Here is a 19,430-nt window from a genome sequence, read left to right as displayed (position 1 = left end):
GACATCTGCCCGGATTGTTCTCCTCCGACCGGACAAATGCTGAGAATAGTCTGTAAACCTCCCTATTCAGACTTGAACGTTGCAAGGTAGGCGATCACGTCATCGCGCTCCGCTTCCTTGCGCAAACCGGCAAAGGACATCTTTGTGCCCTTGATGAAATCGCGCGGCTTTTCCAGAAATTGCGCCAATGTGTCAGGCGTCCAGACCAGCCCTTCGGCGGCCTTGTCCATGAGCGGCGCGGAATAGCTGAAACCGGCTTCGACACCGGCGGCGCGACCGACGATACCGTTCAGGACTGGCCCGACTTTGTTCTTGGCATCTTCGCCGACGGCATGGCAGGCCATGCATTTTCGAAACGTCTTTTCGCCTTTTTCGGCGTCGCCAGTGATCTCGAATTCGTGGCTCTCGGCTGCAGCATATCCTGCCGACAGGGCCACAAGAAGCGCCGCGCTAATCAGTTTGAGGGTCATCGTCTTCCTTTCCTAGTGCCGCGTCTTGCTCAATCGTTCCGCGTGCCACTCGATATGATCACAGGCAAAAGTATTTATGAAGTAGTACGAATGGTCATACCCCTTCTGAATCCGCACGATTCCGGGCTGGCGACGTTTTGTCATAGCCTCGGCCAGAGCTTCGGGTCGCAAAAGATCAAGGAACTGATCAGCGGACCCCTGATCGACAAGGATGTCCCCCTTCCAGCCGTGTTCTTGCAGCAGAATGGTCGCGTCATGGCAGGACCACGCGGTTTCATCATCACCCAGGTACGCGCTGAGCTGTTTTCGACCCCAGTCCGACCGAGTCGGGTTGGCAATTGGCGCAAAGGCTGACACCGAATCGAACAGATCAGGATTGCGCAGCGCAATAGTCAGCGCGCCGTGGCCACCCATGGAATGGCCCGTGATGCCGTGCCGGTCACTGATCGGCAGATTGTCCTGCACGAGTCCCCGCAACTCGGATACGATGTAGTCATACATCTGGAAATGCGGTTTCCATGGATCGCGGGTCGCATTGACGTAGAAACCAGCACCTTGTCCCAGATCATAGGCCTGATCGTCGGCGACACCGCCACCGCGCGGCGAGGTGTCGGGAAAGATCACCGCCACGCCGTTGCGCGCTGCATGTTCCTGAAACCCACCCTTGGTCATGGCGTTTTCATGGGTACAGGTCAGCCCCGACAGATACCACAGCACCGGAACCGGTCCATCCTCTGCCTGCGGCGGGAGGTAGGCGGCAAAAGTCATATCGACGCCGCAGCTTTTCGAGGCGTGTTTGTAGACAGTCTGAACGCCACCAAAGCACCGGTTTTCTGAAACGATTTCCATCATTCGCCCTCAGAACACAACGACGGCGCGGATGGATTTGCCTTCGTGCATGAGGTCAAAGCCGTGGTTGATCTCGTCCAGAGTCAGGGTGTGGGTGATCATCGGGTCGATCTCGATCTTGCCGTCCATGTACCAGTCGACGATTTTCGGCACATCGGTCCGGCCCTTGGCGCCGCCGAATGCGGTGCCGCGCCAGTTGCGCCCTGTCACCAGCTGGAATGGCCGCGTGGAAATCTCGGCCCCCGCCTTGGCCACGCCGATGATGATCGATGTGCCCCAGCCCTTGTGCGCGCATTCCAGCGCCTGGCGCATGACGGTCGTGTTGCCCGTCGCGTCAAAGGTGTAGTCCGCGCCGCCCTTGGTCAGTTCGACCAGGTGGGCCACGATGTCGCCCTCGACCTTCTTCGGGTTCACAAAATCGGTCATGCCGAAGTGGCGGCCCATGGTTTCCTTGTCGTCGTTCAGGTCGACGCCGACGATCTGATCCGCACCCGCCAGCCGCAGGCCCTGAATCACGTTCAGCCCGATCCCGCCGAGGCCAAAGACCACGGCGCGGCTGCCAATCTCGACCTTAGCGGTGTTGATCACCGCACCGACGCCAGTGGTCACACCGCAGCCGATGTAGCAGATCTTGTCGAATGGTGCGTCCTTGCGGACCTTGGCCAGCGCGATTTCGGGCAGCACCGTGTGGTTGGCAAAGGTCGAGCAGCCCATGTAGTGGAAAATCGGCGTGCCATCGAGCATGCTGAACCGGCTGGTGCCGTCGGGCATCAGGCCCTGGCCCTGGGTCACGCGGATCTTTTGGCACAGGTTGGTCTTGCCCGACAGGCAATATTCGCATTCGCGGCATTCGGGGGTGTACAGCGGGATGACGTGGTCGCCCGGTTGCAGACTGGTGACGCCCTCGCCGACTTCAAGCACGACACCCGCGCCCTCGTGGCCCAGAATGGCGGGAAAGATCCCCTCGGGGTCATCACCCGAGCGGGTGAATTCGTCGGTATGGCACAGGCCGGTCGCCTTGATCTCAACCAGAACCTCGCCCGCCTTCGGACCCGCAAGGTTCACTTCCATAACTTCAAGCGGCTGGCCTGCTGCCAATGCTACGGCGGCTCGGGTGCGCATACTTGATTTCCTCCCAGTAATTTGGACGCTCTAGTGGCGGTTGAGATCACTATAAAACCGACCCGTCACCGAACAATTGCGACAATGGTTGGTATTGCCCGAGATGGACACCAAAGCCCGTCTGCCGCATATTTCCCCCAAGGGAGAGTCACCATGAAACTGCATGATGTATTGGCCGCAGGGCTTGTCACACTGGCTTTGACGATGCCTGTCAGAGCCGCCGATTTCGCTGATCCGACCTGGCCGTGCCTGCAGCGCAAGGTCGAGAATCTGTCGATTGGCCTGATGTGGCCGCATCCGCTGGCCGAGATAAAACTGACCCCCGAAACCGCCCGCGCCGCCGATGAACTGGCCGAAAGCCTCGTTCTGCGCCGCGTCTCGATGGAGGATGCGCAGAGTCTGGTGGCGGATTTTTCTGCCGTTCATGGCAGTGGCGAACCGTTGATGGGGCATGTGTTCGAAAAGGTGTTCAAGAATCTGGCCAGCCGTCGCGGCCAGATCATTCATGGGATCGAGGAGTTCTCGCTTAGCCAGATCGCCATGACACAGCGAATCGATACCGCCCGAACTGAAATGGACCAGCAGATGGCGGCAGACGCGCCGGATTTCGACAAGGTGGACAAGCTCGAAGAGCAAACTGACTGGGACGAACGGATTTATACCGACCGACAGAAATCCCTGACTTATGTTTGTGAAACCCCGGTACTGCTGGAAAAGCGGCTGTTCGCCATTGCCCAGATGCTGATCCAGACTTTGGCCGAGTAAGCGCCGCCCGCGTCGCGCGACACCTGTCGGATCATTCCCACTCCAACTCGGTAAAGGCCACGGTCGCATTGCGGCGATTGTAGGCATCGAATAGCTGCCAGTGCGTCGACTCTGACTCGGCAATTGTCTTGGCGGCATCGCCCAATCTTTGCCCTTCGGCAATGGCGTTGCGGGTGTCAGTGGCCAGAACCCCGAGGTAGCGCAACATCGGTTCCCCCGCCTCTGGCCAGTCGAGCACTGGCCCGCCATGTCCTGGCACGATTCGGGTCACCGGAAGGGTTGCCATCTCTGCAAGAACCGCCTGCCAACCAGTCACCGACCCGTCCAATGCAGGCGTGTGTTGGTCAAAGACCAGATCACCTGTCAGCATGATGCCCGACTCGCGGTCCAGAACGGTCAGATCGGTGCCAGTGTGTGCGTTCTGCCAGGCCAGCAAGTCCAGCATTCGACCGCCCAGATCAATTTTTGCAGATTCTGCTACCTCTAAACCAATGCGCGCGGTATCGCTGCCGATGAACTGCGCCACCCCAATCAGGCTGGCCAGACTCTGGCGATAATTTTCGCGCCGGTCAGCCAGAGCACGTTCCAGACCTGCATGACCAATCAGTTCTGCCCCCGCGCGGGCAAAGACCGCTGCCCCCAGCACGTGATCCGGGTGCATATGTGTCAAAATCAGATGACTCACCGGCAGATCGGTCCGCATCCGGATCGCGCGCCACACGCCTTCGGCCACCCACGCAGCCGACCCGGCATCAATCACCGCAACTGAATCCCGCCCGACGACAAACGCAATGTTAGAGACGTCACCGCCGTTGCCCGCGTCGGGTTCTGCGATCTGTCCGCGATGCACAAACAGGCCCGGAGCCACTTCGACAAAGTCGAGCACCAGACCGACAGGCGCACAAATCGGCGCGCCCGCCTGCTTCAGCCCGTCGATTTCCAACACGCCCCCGGACAGAGTGGCCGCGCACTCCGCCATAGTGGTCGCTTGGTGCCCGGGCACCAACACGTCGCGGCACACCCAAGGCTCTGTCGCCAAACACAGAGACACAATCGCTTCGAACATCAGATCGCCCTCCCCCTCTGCTGCTGAGCCTGCGCCTGCACGCAATGGTGATCCATCCCGACGATTGGTCTAGTAGGTTTCTGCCGGAAAATGTGGCATATATGGACGGTATTGGGGTAGAGGAGGACATTGCCCGTGCAGATTTTCCAGGTTTCCGTGCTGATTGCTTTGCTCGCCACCCCACTAATGGCGGCCGACGAGCCACAAAACCCGCTCACCCAAAGTGAGAGCTGGACCGAGCTGCGCGGCGATATCGTCGGAGACGTAGAACTGGGGGACGGCAGCGCGGTGTTTTCCGTCGATGCACCGTACCGGGCAAACGATGCCGCGACCGTGCCGATTGTGATCCGCCAGATCGACCCTAACGCGCAGATCTCCGAGCTCAAGATCGTGATTGATGAAAACCCGGCACCGCTGGCGGCTGAGTTCCGTTTTGGCCCGGCGATGTCTCCTCTCGAGATGGAGGTAAGGGTGCGTGTGAACCAATATTCCAATGTCCGGGTCATTGCCGACACGGCCACCGGCCCGCTGATGAACGGCCGCTTTGTAAAAGCCTCGGGCGGTTGCTCGGCCCCCGCCTCAAAGAATCCGGAACTGGCGCTGGCTTCGATGGGACAGATGCGACTGAGACAGTTCACCGAGGTGCCACCAAAGATGTCGACCGCCCGACACGACGCCCAGATCATGATCCGCCACCCGAACTATTCCGGGCTACAACGCGATCAGATCACACAGTTGTTCATCTCGGCGCATTTTATCGACACGATCGAGGTCTATCAGGGCGACGACATGCTCTGGACCATGCAAGGCGGCATCTCGATCAGCGAAAACCCGGTCTTCCGGTTCCAGTACACTGATAACGGCGCGCCGTCTCTGACGATCCGCGCCCGCGATACCGAAGGCAACGTATTCGAGCAGGAATTGTCGAAGACAGCCGACAGCTAAGGCGCAATTCAGGCGTCTGATCGGTCGCGGTCGAGACGACGCAATCTGGCTCTGTACAGCTCTTTGCGCGCCGACAACCAAATCCACTCAGGTAAAGGCGCAGCCTGCCAGACGTTTCAATCCGGTAAACCTCTGCGTTTGCGCAGCGCTGTAGCGCGTCGGGTCGGACGGCAGAGTCTGCCAGTCGATCAGAATCCGCATCCGAGTCAGAAACCCGACGCTCGGATCATCTGGCCCAACCAAGTCGTATCCGTTCCAGAACCCCGAAATGTCGACACCTGGCAACACTCCGTCAATGCAGTCCCCAACGGGCGCAAGCAATGCGCCAAAATGCACAAAGAGTCGCGCAAGATCATGGCCCACCGGCACCGGTCCGCCGCCCCGAAAGTCGATCCCGGCCACGCTGTCACCGAGCAAAATATTGCGCATGTTAAGGTCTCCGTGCCCGAGACAAGACACCGTCTGACGCCCTTCGAATTGCGGCTGCAGATCACACAACTGCCCGGCCGCCGCGAGCCAGTCCTGCGAAGCAGCGACCGCTTTTTGGCCGGTTTCAACCTCTGTCATCAGCCGCTGCAAATGCCGAACGGTATGTTTTGGCTGAAACACCCGCCACTCGTGCAAACCGGTACGATGAAACCGCGCCACCCAATCGCCGACCCGACCCAAAAGCGCCTGCCGGTCCGGCGCGTTGGAGCTGATCAACGCGTCATACAGCGTTTCTGTACCCGCCCACTCCATCAATACGGCCTGCTGTTCGAGATCCGCCGCCAATACCTGCGGCACTCCACCAAACCGCTCTTGTACCGACAAATGTGCTGTCACCTCATCGTCAAATCCTGACCGATCCACCGGGTATCCCACCAGCTTGAGCGCCAGCCTCACACCCTGCCGCGTCAGGTGATACACTACACGCCGCCGCTCTGAATCATTGCGTTGAGACGCAAGAGCAGCCTCCCATCCATCGACCGGTAGACCAGCCTGCTGAGCGAGATTGCGCCAAAGCGCAAAAAGCGCTGGGTTATCATGAATTTGCATTCCGCGACCTCAAACTCTACATCTCGCATAGATAGCGGAACGCCTTGCGGCGCAAAAGGTCCGCCCCCATATGCGCCCAGACACAAAAAGGAAGAGTCATGGCAAAGAACGACTTCCCCGGCTGGCACGGCACTACAATCATCGGTGTCCGCAAGGATGGCCAAGTGGTGATCGCCGGCGACGGGCAGGTGAGCCTGGGCCAGACTGTGATCAAGGGCACTGCCCGCAAAGTGCGCCGACTGTCACCGGGCGGCTATGACGTGGTGGCGGGGTTTGCCGGATCGACGGCGGATGCATTCACGCTGCTTGAACGGCTCGAGGCCAAGCTTGAGGCGACTCCGGGACAGTTGCAGCGCGCCAGCGTCGAGCTGGCCAAGGATTGGCGCACCGACAAATACCTTCAGAAACTCGAAGCGATGCTAATCGTCACGGATGGGACAGACCTGTTGGTGATCACCGGCGCTGGCGATGTGCTAGAGCCTGAACACGACGTGACCGCTATTGGGTCTGGCGGGAATTACGCGCTCGCGGCCGCACGGGCGCTGATGGACAGCGATCACGACGCCGAAACGATTGCCCGCCGCGCCATGGCGATTGCAGCCGACATATGCGTCTACACAAACGGAAATCTGACGGTGGAGCGGATAGGAATATAAAAGTTTTCTCAAACTTTTAACAAATTTCTTCAAAAGAAATTTGGCCCAACCCACCCGTAGTGAAAGGATACCCCCATGACGGACCTGACCCCGCGCGAGATCGTCTCGGAGCTCGACCGTTTCATCATTGGACAGAACGATGCCAAACGCGCGGTGGCTGTCGCCCTGCGCAACCGCTGGCGGCGCAAACAATTGGCCGATGATCTGCGCGACGAAGTCTATCCCAAAAACATCCTGATGATCGGGCCGACCGGCGTCGGCAAGACCGAGATCAGTCGCCGTCTGGCCAAGCTCGCCCGTGCGCCGTTTATCAAAGTCGAAGCTACCAAATTCACCGAAGTCGGTTATGTCGGCCGCGACGTCGAACAAATCATCCGCGATCTGGTCGATGCCGCCATCGCGCTGACCCGCGAGAGCATGCGCGAGGACGTCAAGGCCGCAGCCCACCAAGCTGCCGAAGAACGGGTGATCAGCGCGATTGCCGGCGAGGATGCCCGCGACGCGACGCGCGAAATGTTCCGAAAAAAGCTCAAGTCCGGCGAGTTGGACGATACGATGATCGAGCTCGAAATCGCCGACACAGCCAGCCCGTTTTCCGGCATGGACATCCCTGGGCAGCCGGGCGGCATGCCCGGCATGGCCAATCTGGGCGAGATGTTTGGCAAGGCCTTTGGCCAGCGCACAACCCGCAAGCGCCTGACTGTCTCTCAGAGCTATGAAGTGCTGATCGGTGAAGAGGCCGACAAGTTGCTGGATGACGAGGCCGTCAAACTCTCTGCATTGGACGCCGTTGAACAGAACGGCATCGTCTTTCTTGACGAGATCGACAAGGTTTGCGCGCGCTCCGACGCGCGAGGCGGCGACGTCAGCCGCGAAGGTGTGCAGCGCGATCTGCTTCCGCTGATCGAAGGCACCACCGTCAGCACCAAACATGGACCCGTCAAGACCGACCATATCCTGTTTATCGCGTCAGGCGCATTTCACATCGCCAAACCGTCGGACCTGCTGCCCGAGTTACAGGGGCGCCTGCCGATCCGTGTGACGCTGCGTCCGTTGACCGAAGCGGATTTTGTACGCATCCTGACCGAAACAGACAATGCCCTGACGCTGCAATACACCGCGCTGATGGCGACAGAAGCCGTCACAGTCACCTTTACCCCCGACGGGATTGCCGCGCTTGCCCGCATCGCCGCCGAGGTCAATCAGTCGATTGAGAATATCGGAGCCAGGCGCCTGTATACCGTGATGGAACGGGTATTTGAGGAATTGTCGTTTTCGGCGCCTGACAAAGGTGGGGAAAGCGTGACGGTGGATGCGGGATTTGTCGAACAGCACTTGGGCGATCTCAGCCGGTCCACGGATCTCAGCCGGTATGTGCTCTAGCACCCTCATCGGTTGAGTGAAGCCTAGTTGATAGTCTGTGACTATGAAGTCATGCGATTATTCATAGAAAGGCTATGAATTCCTGCGGGTACGTTCTGCACATTGATGTAACATCACTGTAGAAACGAACCTTCAGGAGGTCCCGGAATGATACCCAAGATCACATTTGGCGCGCTCGTTGCAGCGATGACCATTGGAACTGCCGCTATGGCGCAGGACACAACCTATACTGTGGCGCTGGATGGCACGTTTGCCCCCCACGCGATGCCCAGCCTCAGCGGTGGAACCGAAGGCTTTAATATCGACCTCGCCAATGAAATCGGCGTGCGTCTCGGGGCCAAGATGGACATCGTGGCCACGCAGTTTTCGGGTATTCTGCCGGGGCTTGCTGCCGGGACCTACGATTTTGTCGTGGCTCCGGTGACGATTACCGAAGAACGGGCCGGCAATCTGCTGTTCTCCGAGGGCTACCTGAACACCGACTTTCAGTTCATCGTCAAGTCCGACGCCGCAGAGGTCACCGACCTCGAAGGCTTCAAAGGCAAGGTGATCGCGGTCAACAAGGGATCCGCCTATGACAGCTGGGCCCGCGAGCGTGAGGCCGATATCGGCTGGATCGTCGAAAGCTACGGCACCAACAGCGATGCAGTTCAGGCCGTCGTGTCGGGCCGTGCCTTTGCCAATGTTGCGGGCAATACTGTGTCTGCCTGGGCCGCCAAACAGAACCCGACGGTTAAACTAAGCTATTTGTTTTCGACCGGGCTGGTCTGGGGCATGCCGTTCCGCAAGGGTGACGAAGAGCTGCGCGCGTCAGTCGAAACCGCGATCGAATGCATGAAAACCGACGGCACCATCGCCGCGATGCATGAAAAATGGTTCGGCACAGTACCGGCCGAAGGGTCTGCGGCGGTAACGCCAATGCCGGGTTTCGGTCAGCCGGGCTTTGACGGCTATGTCGAGGATGATCACGCCCTTGGCTGTAGCTGAAGGTACCTGACATGACCGCAGCGCCCGACCTGGAAAAAACGCCCTTGAACACGACGACCCTCTCCGTGCGGGCGCTGCACAAAAGCTATGGAGCCGAGCTGGTGCTGAAAGGCATCGACCTAAGCATCGCGCGCAGTGAAATGGTCTTTGTCCTTGGCCCTTCGGGGTCGGGAAAATCGACAATGCTGCGCTGTTGCAACCGGCTCGAAGAGCCAGATTCGGGCGCGATCTTTCTTGAGCGCGACCGTGTTACCGGACCGGGCGTCGACCTGAACCGCATACGCCAGCGAATCGGCATGGTGTTCCAGTCCTTCAACCTTTACCCGCACCTGACAGCGCTGGGAAATGTCACGCTGGCCCTGCGACGTGTGTTGCGACAGAACCGGGACGAGGCAGACGCCCGCGCAATGGCGGCGCTGGATCGGGTCGGGCTGGCCGCCAAGGCGGACAGATATCCGGGGCAGCTATCGGGCGGGCAACAACAACGGGTGGCAATCGCGCGCGCGCTGGCTCTTGAACCGACGGTGATGCTGTTTGATGAGCCGACCTCAGCCCTCGACCCGGAACTTGTCGGTGACGTGCTGGATGTGATGCGAGATATGAAATCGCAGGGCATGACCATGCTGGTGGTCAGCCACGAGATGAAATTCGCCCGCGACGCGGCAGACCGCGTGATCTTTATGGACGGCGGTCATATCGTCGAACAGGGCACACCAGAACAAGTGTTCGAGAACCCGCAAGAAGCCCGCACGCAGGCATTTCTAAGCCGGTATTCGGGGCGGCACTGATCCTTGGACGCCTTTCTCGATACGTTTCTGAACCCTGTGGTTCTGGCGAAATACGCGCCGTCGATCCTGCAAGGTGTCGGTGTCACGCTGATCCTGTCGCTGCTGATCGTTGTAACCGGCATCATTTTCGGCGCAGCTCTGGCCTGTCTGCGCGCGTACCGGATCAAGGCGGTCTCTCTGGTAATCGTCATCTTTGCCGATGTGATGCGCGCTCTGCCGCCGCTGGTGCTGATCCTGCTGGTCTATTTTGGTCTGCCAAACATCGGCATCATATTGTCCAGCTTTGCGGTGCTCTACCTGATCCTGGCGCTGGTCCTTGCCGCCTTTGCCGAAGAAATCGTCTGGGCCGGCATCACCGCGACCCCAAAAGGCCAGTGGGAGGCCGCGCGATCCACTGGCCTTGGCTTTACTCAGACGCTGGGCTGGGTGGTCTTGCCGCAGGCGCTGCGCATGGTGATCCCACCGCTGACCAACCGCGCGATTGCAATCACCAAGATGACCGCGCTCGGGATGGTGATCGGCGTACCTGATATCCTGGGGCAAGCCACCACAGCACAAAGCTTTTCGGCCAACGCATCGCCACTGACCCTCGCCGCGCTGGCCTATGTGGCGATTTTTTTGCCGCTGGTGATCCTGTCGCGCTGGGTCGAGGCGCGGTTTGCGCGTCCGGGGGTCTGAAACATGGACGCAATCCTCGCACAATTTTTTGACCTGGGCATCATGGCCAAATCGCTACCATTGGTGATCCGGGGGTTGGGTATAACCCTGCTGATCTGCGCTGTGGTGATCCCGCTGGGGTTGGTCGGCGGGCTGGCGGCGGCGCTGGGGTCCGTATCGCCAAGTCGCTGGCTGCGCTGGCTCAGCATCGGGTTTGTCGATCTGTTTCGCGCGCTGCCGCCGCTGGTCTTGCTGATCTTTATCTACGCCGGTCTGCCCTTTGCCGGCCTGAACCTGTCGCCGTTTGTTGCCGTCACCATCGGTTTCTTCCTCAACAATTCGGCCTATTTCGCCGAAATTTTCCGCGCCGGGCTGCTGTCGGTGCCAAAGGGTCAGACCGAAGCCGCGCGTTCTACCGGACTGACGCAGGCACAAACACTGATTTACGTGACCCTGCCGCAGGCGACGCGCAACGTGCTGCCCGACCTGCTGTCGAACGCTGTCGAGGTGGTCAAGCTGACCTCGCTCGCTTCGGTGGTCAGCCTCGGGGAAATGCTTCATGCAGCCGGGTTGGTCCGGTCGCTCACCTACAATGCTTCGCCGCTGGTTCTGGCGGCTGGCCTATATCTGTTGCTGCTCTGGCCGCTGATCCGCGTGATCAGCCGCTTTGAGCGGCGCATCTCAACCTGATCAGGAGGAATATCATGCGCGAAATCGTTATTGGCGGGGCACAACTGGGTCCGATTCAGCGGGCAGAAAGCCGCGAGAGCGTGGTCGCACGGATGATCGTGCTACTCGATCAGGCGGCAAAGGCCGGTTGCGGGCTTGTCGTCTTTCCCGAACTGGCGCTGACCACCTTTTTCCCGCGCTGGTGGATGGAAGACCCTGCCGAAGTCGATCAATGGTTCGAGACCGAGATGCCCAACGCGGCCACCCAGCCACTGTTTGATCGCGCACGCGACCATGGCATCGCCATCAGCTTTGGCTACGCCGAAAAGACCTCTGACGGGCACCATTTCAACACCTCGATCCTGACAGACACCGCGGGCAACATCGTCGGAAAATATCGCAAGGTGCATCTGCCCGGCCATTCGGAATTCGACACCGAGCGAGCGTTTCAGCATCTTGAAAAACGCTATTTCGAACCCGGCAATCTGGGCTTTCCCGTCTGGCGCAACATGGATGCGCTGATGGGTATGTGCATCTGCAACGACCGCCGCTGGCCCGAGGTGTATCGCGTCATGGGTCTGCAGGGGGCAGAGCTGATCATGCTGGGATACAACACACCATCAGTGAACAGCCAGGACAGCGCCGAAGGTTTGGAGCATCGCCTGTACCATTCCGATCTGTCCATGACGTCCGGCGCCTATCAGAATGCCGCGTGGGTCGTCGGCGTCGCAAAGTCGGGGGATGAGGACGGGCATCCGCTTATGGCGGGTAGCATCATCGTAGATCCCAACGGATTTGTCGTGGCCCGCGCACAGACCGAGGACGACGAGCTGATCGTACATGCCTGCGACATGGATCTTTGCAACTTTGGAAAATCGACGATCTTTGATTTTGCCCGCCATCGCCGAGTCGAGCATTACACCCGGATCACTGCCCAGACGGGCGTGGAATATCCGGAATGACACTGACGCTTGACCTGGGGGCGATGTCCGCGGGCGACCGCTACAAACTGCTGACCGCTGTTGTGATCCCACGCCCGATTGCCTGGGTCACAACGCTGAATGAACACGGGGTCGTGAATGTTGCGCCGTATTCGTTCTTTAATCTGTTCGGCAAGGATCCGGCGCTGGTCATTCTGGGGCTGGAACATCACGGCGATGGCAGCCCAAAGGACACCACCCGCAACATCCGCCGATCCGGCGAGTTTGTTATCAATATCGCCACCCCGGACCTGACCCGCGTGATGGTCGACACCGCCGCCGCCTATGATCCCGATATCAGCGAGGCAGAGGCCCTGGGTCTTGCGCTTGCTCCATCGGCCCATGTGGCGCCGCCACGGCTGGCCGTTGTGCCGGTGGCCATCGAATGCCGCCGCACCACCGCCCTGACATTTTCCCGCGAGCGCGAAATTGTCGTGGGTGAGGCCGTTGGTTTTGCCGCCCGTGACGGGCTGGTCGATCCGTCGAACTGGCACGTGCATTGGGCCGACGCCTATCCGGTCGCCCGGCTCTTTGCCGACAAATATGCCGAAGTGAACGAAATTGCGCCGCACAGCATTCCGAAACTGCCACTCAAGGACACGACACCATGAGCCACCTGATCCACCGCAACTCAGATGGTGTCTTTATCATCTCTGCGACCCCGTTCGACGATACCGGCGCATTGGATCTGACCAGCGCCGACCGGATGGTGGAGTTCTACCTTGATTGCGGCGTCAGCGGCATGACCATCCTTGGGATCATGGGCGAAGCGCCCAAGATGGCCGGGGACGAGGCAACCGGTTTCGCCCGCCACGTTCTGAACCGCGTTGCAGGTCGGGTGCCTGTCGTGGTCGGCGTCTCTGCCGCCGGTCTGGACAATATGGCGCGTCTGTCTGCGACGGTGATGGATGCAGGTGCCGCCGGCGTCATGGTCGCCCCCCAGCCCGGCATGGCAACTGAGGCCAAGCTAAAGGGCTACATGGCTCAGGTCTGCAAACATCTGGGCGATGACGTGCCGATTTGTTTTCAGGATTACCCGCAAACCACAGGTGTCCAGGTTTCGGTTGAAACCATTCTGGGCCTGACCGTGGATCACCCGCAGATTGTCATGCTCAAGCACGAAGACTGGCCCGGATTGACCAAACTAAGCCGGGTCAGAGCCGAATCCGGCACCAGTGACGTGCCGCGCCTGTCGATTCTGACCGGCAACTCCGCACTGTTCCTCGCGCAGGAAATGCAGCGCGGCGCGGACGGGGCGATGACCGGGTTTGCCTATCCTGAAATGCTGGTGCAAGTTGTGGCACGGCATCAGGCCGGGGACGTGGACGGAGCCGAGGATATGTTCGACGCCTACCTGCCGATGGTTCGCTATGAACAACAACTGGGTCTGGGTCTGGCAATCCGCAAGGAAGTGCTGCGGCGGCGCGGTGTGATCGCATCGGCGCGGGTGCGTGCTCCGGGTCCGTCGTTGACCGCAACCGACCAGCAGGAACTGACGCGGCTGATGGCCCGTCTGGACAAAAGATTGAAGGAGTTGAACTGATGGATCTGGGACTTAGCGGAAAACGCGCCTGTGTCATGGCCTCGTCGCGGGGTCTGGGTCTGGGCATCGCGCAGGCGCTGGCAGCCGAGGGCGCATCCGTCCTGTTATCGGGCCGAAGCGAGGACAAGCTGGCCGCCGCAGTTGAAGGCATCCGGGCTACCGGCGGAACCGCCGACTACATCGTTGCAGACCTGAGTGACAAGGCGTCGGTGCAGACACTGGGCAAGTTGGCCGAGGACACGTTGGGCGGTGGCGTCGACATTCTGGTAAACAACACCGGCGGTCCGCCCCCCGGCAAGATGGTCGATGCCGACACCGACGTGCTCGCGTCACATTTCGACGCCATGGTGATGAGCGTTGTGACCATGACACAGGCAGTTATGCCCGGAATGCGGGCGCGTGGCTGGGGTCGGGTGATCACCTTGGGATCCTCTGGCGTGATTCAGCCGATCCCGACGCTGGGTCTGTCGAACGCGATCCGGTCGGCGCTTGTCGGGTGGTCAAAATCGCTGTCCACGGATGTGGCCGCAGACGGTGTGACCGTCAACATGTTGCTGCCGGGTCGGATTCATACCGAACGGGTCGATGAATTGGACGGCGCTGCGGCGAAACGCTCTGGTGCGTCGCTTGATGACACCCGCGCCGCATCACGTGCCACCATTCCGGCAGGTCGATATGGCACTGTCGCGGAATTTGCTGCTGTGGCCACGTTTCTAGCCAGCCAGCAGGCCAGTTATGTCACCGGCAGCCTGATCCGCTGCGATGGCGGTTCGATCAAGTCAGTCTAAAGGGAACGCATATGTTTGATCTGGTCATTACAGACGGAGAAGTGGCGACTGCTACCGACCGCTTTCACGCCGATATCGGCATCACCGATGGCAAAATTGCCGCCCTTGGCACCGGGCTGAAAGGTCACGATCAGATCGACGCCAGTGGCAAACTTGTCCTGCCCGGCGGGATCGAGGCGCATTGCCACATCGCACAAGAAAGCGCGACCGGTGGCATGACCGCCGACGACTACCGCACCGGATCGATCTCTGCGGCCTTTGGCGGCAATTCCTGCTTTGTCCCCTTTGCGGCACAGCATCGCGGCATGGGCGTGACCGAGACGCTCGACCTATACGACAGCCGGGCGCAGGGCAGTTCCGTGATTGACTACGGTTATCATCTGATTGTCGCTGACCCGACCGAAAAGGTCCTGACCGAGGAATTGCCAGCTGCCTTCAAACGCGGCGTCACGTCGTTCAAGGTCTTCATGACCTACGACCTGATGCGCGTGGATGACCGGCAATTCCTAGAAATCCTGTCGGTGGCGCGCAGCCATGGGGCGCTGACCATGGTCCATGCCGAAAACTCGGGCATGATCGGCTGGATGTCCGACCGGCTGGTCGCCGCTGGCCACACCAAGCCACGCTATCACGCCATAAGTCACCCGGCGCTGGCGGAATCCGAGGCAATTCACCGCGCCATCGCATTGGCCAAGCTGGTCGATGCAGCGCTGCTGATTGTCCATGTCTCAACCCCTGAAGGCGCGGACATGATTGCCGATGCGCGGTTGAAAGGCGCCAAGATCTTTGGCGAGACATGTGCGCAATATCTGTTCCTGACCCGCGACGATCTGGATCAGCCCGGTATGGCGGGGGCCAAGTTCATGTGCTCGCCCCCCCTGCGGGACGAGGCGACCCAAGAAGTGTTGTGGCGGCATCTGCAGGCTGGCACATTTTCGGTGTTTTCGTCGGATCATGCGCCCTATCGCTATGACGACACCGGCAAACTGGCCAATGGGCCGGATGCAACGTTCAAGCAGATCGCTAACGGTATGCCGGGGATCGGTCTGCGCCTGCCTTTGTTGTTTTCCGAAGGGGTGAACCGTGGGCGGATCACGTTACAACAGTTCGTCGCCCTGTCAGCCAGCAACGCGGCCAAACTGTACGGGTTGGGCACCAAGGGGTCGATAGCGATTGGCATGGACGCGGATATCGCTATCTGGGATCCGAAAGAGACCCGTAAGGTCACGCTGGCCGATCAACACGACAATATGGACTACACGCCGTATGACGGCTGGACCCTGACGGGCTGGCCGACAACCGTTTTGACCCGCGGCAAACGTGTGATCGAGAACGGTGAACTAAAGGCAGACCCCGGCCACGGCCAGTTTGTCGTCCGCGACCGCACCGACCTGACGGGCCATCCCGGCGGAACCGAGCTGGAGCTCGACCCGGTACGCAACTTTGGCGCGCGGATCGCGCCATGAGCGGGCCGATTGTTGTCATCAACCCGAACTCGAACCAGGCCGTGACCGATGGCCTGAACGCGGCACTGGACGGGTTTCGCCTGCCCGGCGGCCCCGGCATTGAATGTGTCACACTCGTCGAAGGGCCATTCGGCATCGAAAGCCAGTTGCATTCAGATCAGGTCGTCCTGCCGATGCTGGCGCTCATGCAGTCGCGACCCGATGCGGGCGCGTTTGTGATCGCCTGCTATTCCGATCCCGGCATCGACACCTGTCGCACGGCGCAACCAATCCCGGTATTTGGCATCCAGGAAAGCGGTGTGCTGACCGCATTGGCACGTGCTGACCGCATTGGCATCATCGCAATTTCGTCAGCTTCGGAACGCCGTCACAGGCTCTATATGCGGCGCATGGGCGTGCTGGACCGGGTCGCTGGGGAACGGGCGCTGAACATGAGCGTGGATGAAACCGCGCGCGGGGCGGGCACCTTTGATCGGTTGACAGATATCGGCAGCGCGCTGATTGGCGACGGAGCCGAGGCGCTGGTGCTGGGGTGCGCCGGCATGGCGGTCCATCGCACGCGATTGCAGGACGCCATGGGATGCCCAATTATCGATCCAACGCAGGCAGCTGTGGGTATGGCGTTGGGAATGCTCTTGGCCTCGGGAGGCTGATCGCGCAGTCTGCGCGGATGAAAATCAAACGCCGCAACGATCTGTCCCTGCGTCTGCTGGAAGTCTTCGGCACGATGATGCTGCACAAGACCACCGTAGCCACGGCAACAGAATTGGGGATCTCGCAACCCTCGGTCTCGACCGCAATCAAGCAGCTTGAGGATCAGTTGGGCTTTGCGCTGTTTGAGCGCCAAAAAAAGCGCATGATCGCAACCAGCGAAGCGCGCAGCCTGTTCCAAGAGATAGAACCGCTATTCGAGCAGTTGCGCGGGGTCGAAAGCCGTGTACGGGAGTTGCGCGGTGGCACTGTGGGCAAGTTGCGGATTATGGCGACGCCCCCGCTGGGACATTCAGTTGTGCCGGTGGCGCTGCGGCGGTTCCTTGCGACGCGACCCGGTGTGACGGTACAATACGATGTACGGCGGCTTGAAAATGTGTCGGATGCTGTGGCGATCGGGGCGGTGGATGTCGGCCTTTGCCTCGGACTCGACAGTCACCCCGGCGTAGATGTCCGGGTGTTGCGCACCGATCGGATGGTTGCCATGATCCCACCGGGCCATCCGCTGGAATCTCTTCCCGAGTTTGGCCCGGAAGAGGCCTATGAACACGGCTTCATCGGTATCGACCGGGCGTCGCGTATCGGTCAAATGTTGCAGGCCGCCTTTGACAAGGCCCACACACCCTACGAACCGCAGGTCGAGGTACGTTATTGTCATACTGCCGCTGTTCTGGCGCAATCTGGCATCGGTGTCGCGATTGTCGACCGTTACACTGGCACGTTCCTGCCCAACATGGATTTGGTCAGTCGCACGTTTCGCCCGGCGATCCCGATCACCGCATGTCTGCTGACCCGCCCCGGCCGCCCGATGTCGCGACTGGTCGAGGGGTTCTGCACCGAGTTTGAGACCGCCCTGCAAGGGTGATCAAAGGCCAAAGCGTGAATGCAGAACGCCCCGCCAGTTGGCAGGGCGCTCCATTTCAATAACCCGGCAGGATCAGGCCATATGCCAACGTTCGGCCATGCGCGCATTGTCCATCTGCCACAGGTTGCCGACCACCTCGGGCGATACAATCTTGTTGCTGATCGCCTCAACATAGTTGGCGAACATCGGGATGATTACGCCGCCATCGTCGCGAAGGATCTGCTGCATCTCGTGATACATGTCCTTGCGCGTCGCCGTATCCAGCGTCGCCCGTGCTGACAGTAGCAATTCCTGGAACCGCGGCTGGTCCCACTGACTGTCATTCCACGGCACGCCAGTTTCGTAAGCGCTGGCAAACATCCAGTCCTCGGTTGCACGACCAGACCAATATGACGCGCAAAACGGCTTTTTCAACCAGACGTTCGACCAATAGCCATCTGCCGGTTCCTGCACCACGTTGATGTTGATGCCCGCCCCCTTGGCTGATGCCTGATAAAGCTGGGCTGAATCCACGGCGCCGTTGAATGCGGCGTTTGACACGCTAAGGTCTACGTCCAGAGACGTCAGGCCCGCCTCTTTCAGGTAGAATTTGGCTTTGTCGGGGTCATAGGTCAGCGGCTCCATATCTGCATAGAAATACTGATTGGCGGGGCCGATTGGCGTGTCGTTGCCCGGCATGCCGTGGCCCTGAAGGATCTTGTCCACCAATTCCTGCCGGTTGATGCCATATTTCAAAGCGCGGCGCACGTTCACGTCGTCGAACGGCGCCACTTTGGTCAGCATCGGGAAGGTGTAGTGCTGGTTGCCTGTAACCTCTTGTACCCGGACCATTGGATTTGCCTTGAGCAGCGCCTCGGTCTTGAAATCAATCCGGTTGATCGCGTCGACCTGGCCGGTCAGCAGGGCATTCATCCGCGCGGTGGAATCGTTGATCGCGATATATTCGATCTCGTCAAAAAAGCCCGCGCTGTCGCCTTTGTAGTGACTGTCGACCCTCTTGGCGACCATCCGCACGCCGGGCTCAAAGCTCTGCACCGCATAGAGGCCAGTGCCAATACCTTTGGCGATCGCCTCGTCGATCATGCCTGCGGGATACATCAGCAGGTGATAATCTGACATGAGGTAAGGAAAATCGGCATTGCCGGCGTCCAGCGTGAACTGCACCTGATGGTCGCCGGTCTTTTTCATCTCGGCAATGGCGGCGACAATCGGTTGGGCGGCGGATTTTGCACCCTCGGCGACGTGTATTTGCAGCGATTCGATCACGTCATCGGCGCCGAACGCCTTGCCGTTGTGAAAGGTTACGCCCTGACGCAGGTTGAACGTCCAGGTTTTAGCGTCTGGGGTTGCCTCCCAGTCGGTGGCCAGTTCACCGACCAGCGAACCGTCGGCGGCGACTTCGGTCAGGCTGTCATAGACCGCACCCTGAGCCGAAGCGATCATAAAAATATCCGAATGTGTGCGCCCGTCCCAGCTGTCGCTGGTGTTCGAGCCGTTCAGGCCAGCCCGCAGGCGTCCGCCACGCATGGCTTGCGCCCGCAGCGGCAGGCCCGAGGCCGCAAGCACACCGGCTGCGGCACCGGTCTTGAGCAATCCGCGTCTGCTGATCCGTGTCATTTGTCGTCTCCCGTTGTTATGTCTCTTGCACGGGCATTACCCCGCGATACCCCCATAGGCCGGGG

General features: G+C 60.0%; 21 protein-coding genes. 15 read left to right on the top strand and 6 right to left on the bottom strand.

Annotation, left to right across the window (positions count from 1 at the left end; translation table 11 throughout):
- Positions 1 to 62: 62 nt before the first annotated feature.
- Genes IMCC21224_RS01500 through IMCC21224_RS01490 form a run of 3 tightly spaced genes read right to left on the bottom strand, consistent with a single transcriptional unit; the run spans position 63 to position 2,441 of the window.
- The gene (locus tag IMCC21224_RS01500) at positions 63 to 470 is read right to left on the bottom strand and encodes a cytochrome c family protein (protein WP_047993840.1); all 408 of its coding nucleotides are present in this window, start codon (positions 468 to 470) and stop codon (positions 63 to 65) included.
- A 12-nt stretch (positions 471 to 482) separates the two neighbouring features.
- The gene (fghA, locus tag IMCC21224_RS01495; protein ID WP_047993839.1) at positions 483 to 1,319 is read right to left on the bottom strand and encodes an S-formylglutathione hydrolase; all 837 of its coding nucleotides are present in this window, start codon (positions 1,317 to 1,319) and stop codon (positions 483 to 485) included.
- A 9-nt stretch (positions 1,320 to 1,328) separates the two neighbouring features.
- Entirely contained in the window at positions 1,329 to 2,441 is a 1,113-nt protein-coding gene (locus IMCC21224_RS01490; protein WP_047993838.1) for an S-(hydroxymethyl)glutathione dehydrogenase/class III alcohol dehydrogenase, read from the bottom strand.
- Between the two features lie 153 nt (positions 2,442 to 2,594).
- Here IMCC21224_RS01490 and IMCC21224_RS01485 point away from each other — a divergent pair, with 153 nt between their 5' ends.
- The gene (locus tag IMCC21224_RS01485) at positions 2,595 to 3,206 is read left to right on the top strand and encodes a hypothetical protein (RefSeq protein WP_047993837.1); all 612 of its coding nucleotides are present in this window, start codon (positions 2,595 to 2,597) and stop codon (positions 3,204 to 3,206) included.
- A 31-nt stretch (positions 3,207 to 3,237) separates the two neighbouring features.
- Here IMCC21224_RS01485 and IMCC21224_RS01480 read toward each other — a convergent pair whose 3' ends face one another.
- Positions 3,238 to 4,272, bottom strand: a complete 1,035-nt coding sequence (locus IMCC21224_RS01480) for a quinoprotein relay system zinc metallohydrolase 2 (protein ID WP_047993836.1) — start codon at positions 4,270 to 4,272, stop codon at positions 3,238 to 3,240.
- Positions 4,273 to 4,407: 135 nt separating this feature from the next.
- Here IMCC21224_RS01480 and IMCC21224_RS01475 point away from each other — a divergent pair, with 135 nt between their 5' ends.
- Positions 4,408 to 5,217 (top strand): quinoprotein dehydrogenase-associated SoxYZ-like carrier, encoded by an 810-nt coding sequence (locus IMCC21224_RS01475; RefSeq protein ID WP_369795980.1) that lies wholly within the window; start codon positions 4,408 to 4,410, stop codon positions 5,215 to 5,217.
- A gap of 87 nt (positions 5,218 to 5,304) precedes the next feature.
- Here the strand turns inward: IMCC21224_RS01475 and IMCC21224_RS01470 are convergent, their stop codons facing one another.
- Entirely contained in the window at positions 5,305 to 6,255 is a 951-nt protein-coding gene (locus tag IMCC21224_RS01470; RefSeq protein ID WP_047993835.1) for a phosphotransferase, read from the bottom strand.
- 98 nt (positions 6,256 to 6,353) lie between these two features.
- Between IMCC21224_RS01470 and hslV the strand changes: the two genes are divergently transcribed.
- The 13 genes from hslV to IMCC21224_RS01405 all read left to right on the top strand — a co-directional run bounded on the left by hslV (position 6,354) and on the right by IMCC21224_RS01405 (position 17,748).
- Positions 6,354 to 6,911, top strand: coding sequence for an ATP-dependent protease subunit HslV (gene hslV / locus IMCC21224_RS01465; protein WP_047993834.1), 558 nt, complete (start codon positions 6,354 to 6,356; stop codon positions 6,909 to 6,911).
- Positions 6,912 to 6,986: 75 nt separating this feature from the next.
- Positions 6,987 to 8,294, top strand: coding sequence for an ATP-dependent protease ATPase subunit HslU (hslU, locus tag IMCC21224_RS01460; protein ID WP_047993833.1), 1,308 nt, complete (start codon positions 6,987 to 6,989; stop codon positions 8,292 to 8,294).
- 147 nt (positions 8,295 to 8,441) lie between these two features.
- Positions 8,442 to 9,281 (top strand): transporter substrate-binding domain-containing protein, encoded by an 840-nt coding sequence (locus IMCC21224_RS01455; RefSeq protein ID WP_053078862.1) that lies wholly within the window; start codon positions 8,442 to 8,444, stop codon positions 9,279 to 9,281.
- An 11-nt stretch (positions 9,282 to 9,292) separates the two neighbouring features.
- Positions 9,293 to 10,069: an amino acid ABC transporter ATP-binding protein gene (locus IMCC21224_RS01450; protein ID WP_047993832.1), complete on the top strand. Its 777-nt coding sequence runs from the start codon at positions 9,293 to 9,295 to the stop codon at positions 10,067 to 10,069.
- Between the two features lie 3 nt (positions 10,070 to 10,072).
- Positions 10,073 to 10,747 (top strand): amino acid ABC transporter permease, encoded by a 675-nt coding sequence (locus IMCC21224_RS01445; RefSeq protein ID WP_047993831.1) that lies wholly within the window; start codon positions 10,073 to 10,075, stop codon positions 10,745 to 10,747.
- 3 nt (positions 10,748 to 10,750) lie between these two features.
- Positions 10,751 to 11,416: an amino acid ABC transporter permease gene (locus tag IMCC21224_RS01440; RefSeq protein ID WP_047993830.1), complete on the top strand. Its 666-nt coding sequence runs from the start codon at positions 10,751 to 10,753 to the stop codon at positions 11,414 to 11,416.
- Between the two features lie 14 nt (positions 11,417 to 11,430).
- Positions 11,431 to 12,357 (top strand): N-carbamoyl-D-amino-acid hydrolase, encoded by a 927-nt coding sequence (locus IMCC21224_RS01435; RefSeq protein WP_047993829.1) that lies wholly within the window; start codon positions 11,431 to 11,433, stop codon positions 12,355 to 12,357.
- On the top strand, positions 12,354 to 12,986 hold the full coding sequence (locus IMCC21224_RS01430; protein ID WP_231581993.1) for a flavin reductase family protein: 633 nt from the start codon (positions 12,354 to 12,356) through the stop codon (positions 12,984 to 12,986). The genes IMCC21224_RS01435 and IMCC21224_RS01430 overlap by 4 nt, the downstream gene beginning before the upstream one ends.
- Entirely contained in the window at positions 12,983 to 13,918 is a 936-nt protein-coding gene (locus IMCC21224_RS01425) for a dihydrodipicolinate synthase family protein (protein WP_047993828.1), read from the top strand. Before IMCC21224_RS01430 ends, IMCC21224_RS01425 begins: the two co-directional genes overlap by 4 nt.
- The gene (locus IMCC21224_RS01420; RefSeq protein ID WP_047993827.1) at positions 13,918 to 14,706 is read left to right on the top strand and encodes an SDR family oxidoreductase; all 789 of its coding nucleotides are present in this window, start codon (positions 13,918 to 13,920) and stop codon (positions 14,704 to 14,706) included. Before IMCC21224_RS01425 ends, IMCC21224_RS01420 begins: the two co-directional genes overlap by 1 nt.
- An 11-nt stretch (positions 14,707 to 14,717) precedes the next feature.
- Entirely contained in the window at positions 14,718 to 16,172 is a 1,455-nt protein-coding gene (hydA, locus tag IMCC21224_RS01415) for a dihydropyrimidinase (protein ID WP_047993826.1), read from the top strand.
- Complete coding sequence (locus IMCC21224_RS01410; RefSeq protein WP_047993825.1) at positions 16,169 to 16,825, top strand: aspartate/glutamate racemase family protein; 657 nt, start codon at positions 16,169 to 16,171, stop codon at positions 16,823 to 16,825. Before hydA ends, IMCC21224_RS01410 begins: the two co-directional genes overlap by 4 nt.
- 17 nt (positions 16,826 to 16,842) lie before the next feature.
- Complete coding sequence (locus IMCC21224_RS01405; RefSeq protein ID WP_053078861.1) at positions 16,843 to 17,748, top strand: LysR substrate-binding domain-containing protein; 906 nt, start codon at positions 16,843 to 16,845, stop codon at positions 17,746 to 17,748.
- Between the two features lie 72 nt (positions 17,749 to 17,820).
- On the opposite strand, the gene IMCC21224_RS01400 is transcribed toward IMCC21224_RS01405, so the two are convergent.
- Positions 17,821 to 19,365 (bottom strand): ABC transporter substrate-binding protein, encoded by a 1,545-nt coding sequence (locus IMCC21224_RS01400; RefSeq protein ID WP_047993824.1) that lies wholly within the window; start codon positions 19,363 to 19,365, stop codon positions 17,821 to 17,823.
- Between the last annotated feature and the right edge of the window lie 65 nt (positions 19,366 to 19,430).

It is taken from the genome of Puniceibacterium sp. IMCC21224 (genome assembly GCF_001038505.1).
Lineage (GTDB): Bacteria > Pseudomonadota > Alphaproteobacteria > Rhodobacterales > Rhodobacteraceae > Puniceibacterium.
The sequence above is the reverse complement of the archived record's forward strand: the minus strand, read 5'-3'. Positions and strand labels throughout refer to the sequence as shown.

Excerpts from the sequence above, each read along its gene's own strand:
- IMCC21224_RS01500 (WP_047993840.1), bottom strand. The coding sequence starts at position 470 with ATGACCCTCAAACTGATTAGCGCGGCGCTTCTTGTGGCCCTGTCGGCA.
- fghA (WP_047993839.1), bottom strand. The coding sequence starts at position 1,319 with ATGGAAATCGTTTCAGAAAACCGGTGCTTTGGTGGCGTTCAGACTGTC.
- IMCC21224_RS01490 (WP_047993838.1), bottom strand. The coding sequence starts at position 2,441 with ATGCGCACCCGAGCCGCCGTAGCATTGGCAGCAGGCCAGCCGCTTGAA.
- IMCC21224_RS01485 (WP_047993837.1), top strand. The coding sequence starts at position 2,595 with ATGAAACTGCATGATGTATTGGCCGCAGGGCTTGTCACACTGGCTTTG.
- IMCC21224_RS01480 (WP_047993836.1), bottom strand. The coding sequence starts at position 4,272 with ATGTTCGAAGCGATTGTGTCTCTGTGTTTGGCGACAGAGCCTTGGGTG.
- IMCC21224_RS01470 (WP_047993835.1), bottom strand. The coding sequence starts at position 6,255 with ATGCAAATTCATGATAACCCAGCGCTTTTTGCGCTTTGGCGCAATCTC.
- hslV (WP_047993834.1), top strand. The coding sequence starts at position 6,354 with ATGGCAAAGAACGACTTCCCCGGCTGGCACGGCACTACAATCATCGGT.
- hslU (WP_047993833.1), top strand. The coding sequence starts at position 6,987 with ATGACGGACCTGACCCCGCGCGAGATCGTCTCGGAGCTCGACCGTTTC.
- IMCC21224_RS01455 (WP_053078862.1), top strand. The coding sequence starts at position 8,442 with ATGATACCCAAGATCACATTTGGCGCGCTCGTTGCAGCGATGACCATT.
- IMCC21224_RS01450 (WP_047993832.1), top strand. The coding sequence starts at position 9,293 with ATGACCGCAGCGCCCGACCTGGAAAAAACGCCCTTGAACACGACGACC.
- IMCC21224_RS01440 (WP_047993830.1), top strand. The coding sequence starts at position 10,751 with ATGGACGCAATCCTCGCACAATTTTTTGACCTGGGCATCATGGCCAAA.
- IMCC21224_RS01435 (WP_047993829.1), top strand. The coding sequence starts at position 11,431 with ATGCGCGAAATCGTTATTGGCGGGGCACAACTGGGTCCGATTCAGCGG.
- IMCC21224_RS01430 (WP_231581993.1), top strand. The coding sequence starts at position 12,354 with ATGACACTGACGCTTGACCTGGGGGCGATGTCCGCGGGCGACCGCTAC.
- IMCC21224_RS01425 (WP_047993828.1), top strand. The coding sequence starts at position 12,983 with ATGAGCCACCTGATCCACCGCAACTCAGATGGTGTCTTTATCATCTCT.
- IMCC21224_RS01420 (WP_047993827.1), top strand. The coding sequence starts at position 13,918 with ATGGATCTGGGACTTAGCGGAAAACGCGCCTGTGTCATGGCCTCGTCG.
- hydA (WP_047993826.1), top strand. The coding sequence starts at position 14,718 with ATGTTTGATCTGGTCATTACAGACGGAGAAGTGGCGACTGCTACCGAC.
- IMCC21224_RS01410 (WP_047993825.1), top strand. The coding sequence starts at position 16,169 with ATGAGCGGGCCGATTGTTGTCATCAACCCGAACTCGAACCAGGCCGTG.
- IMCC21224_RS01405 (WP_053078861.1), top strand. The coding sequence starts at position 16,843 with ATGAAAATCAAACGCCGCAACGATCTGTCCCTGCGTCTGCTGGAAGTC.
- IMCC21224_RS01400 (WP_047993824.1), bottom strand. The coding sequence starts at position 19,365 with ATGACACGGATCAGCAGACGCGGATTGCTCAAGACCGGTGCCGCAGCC.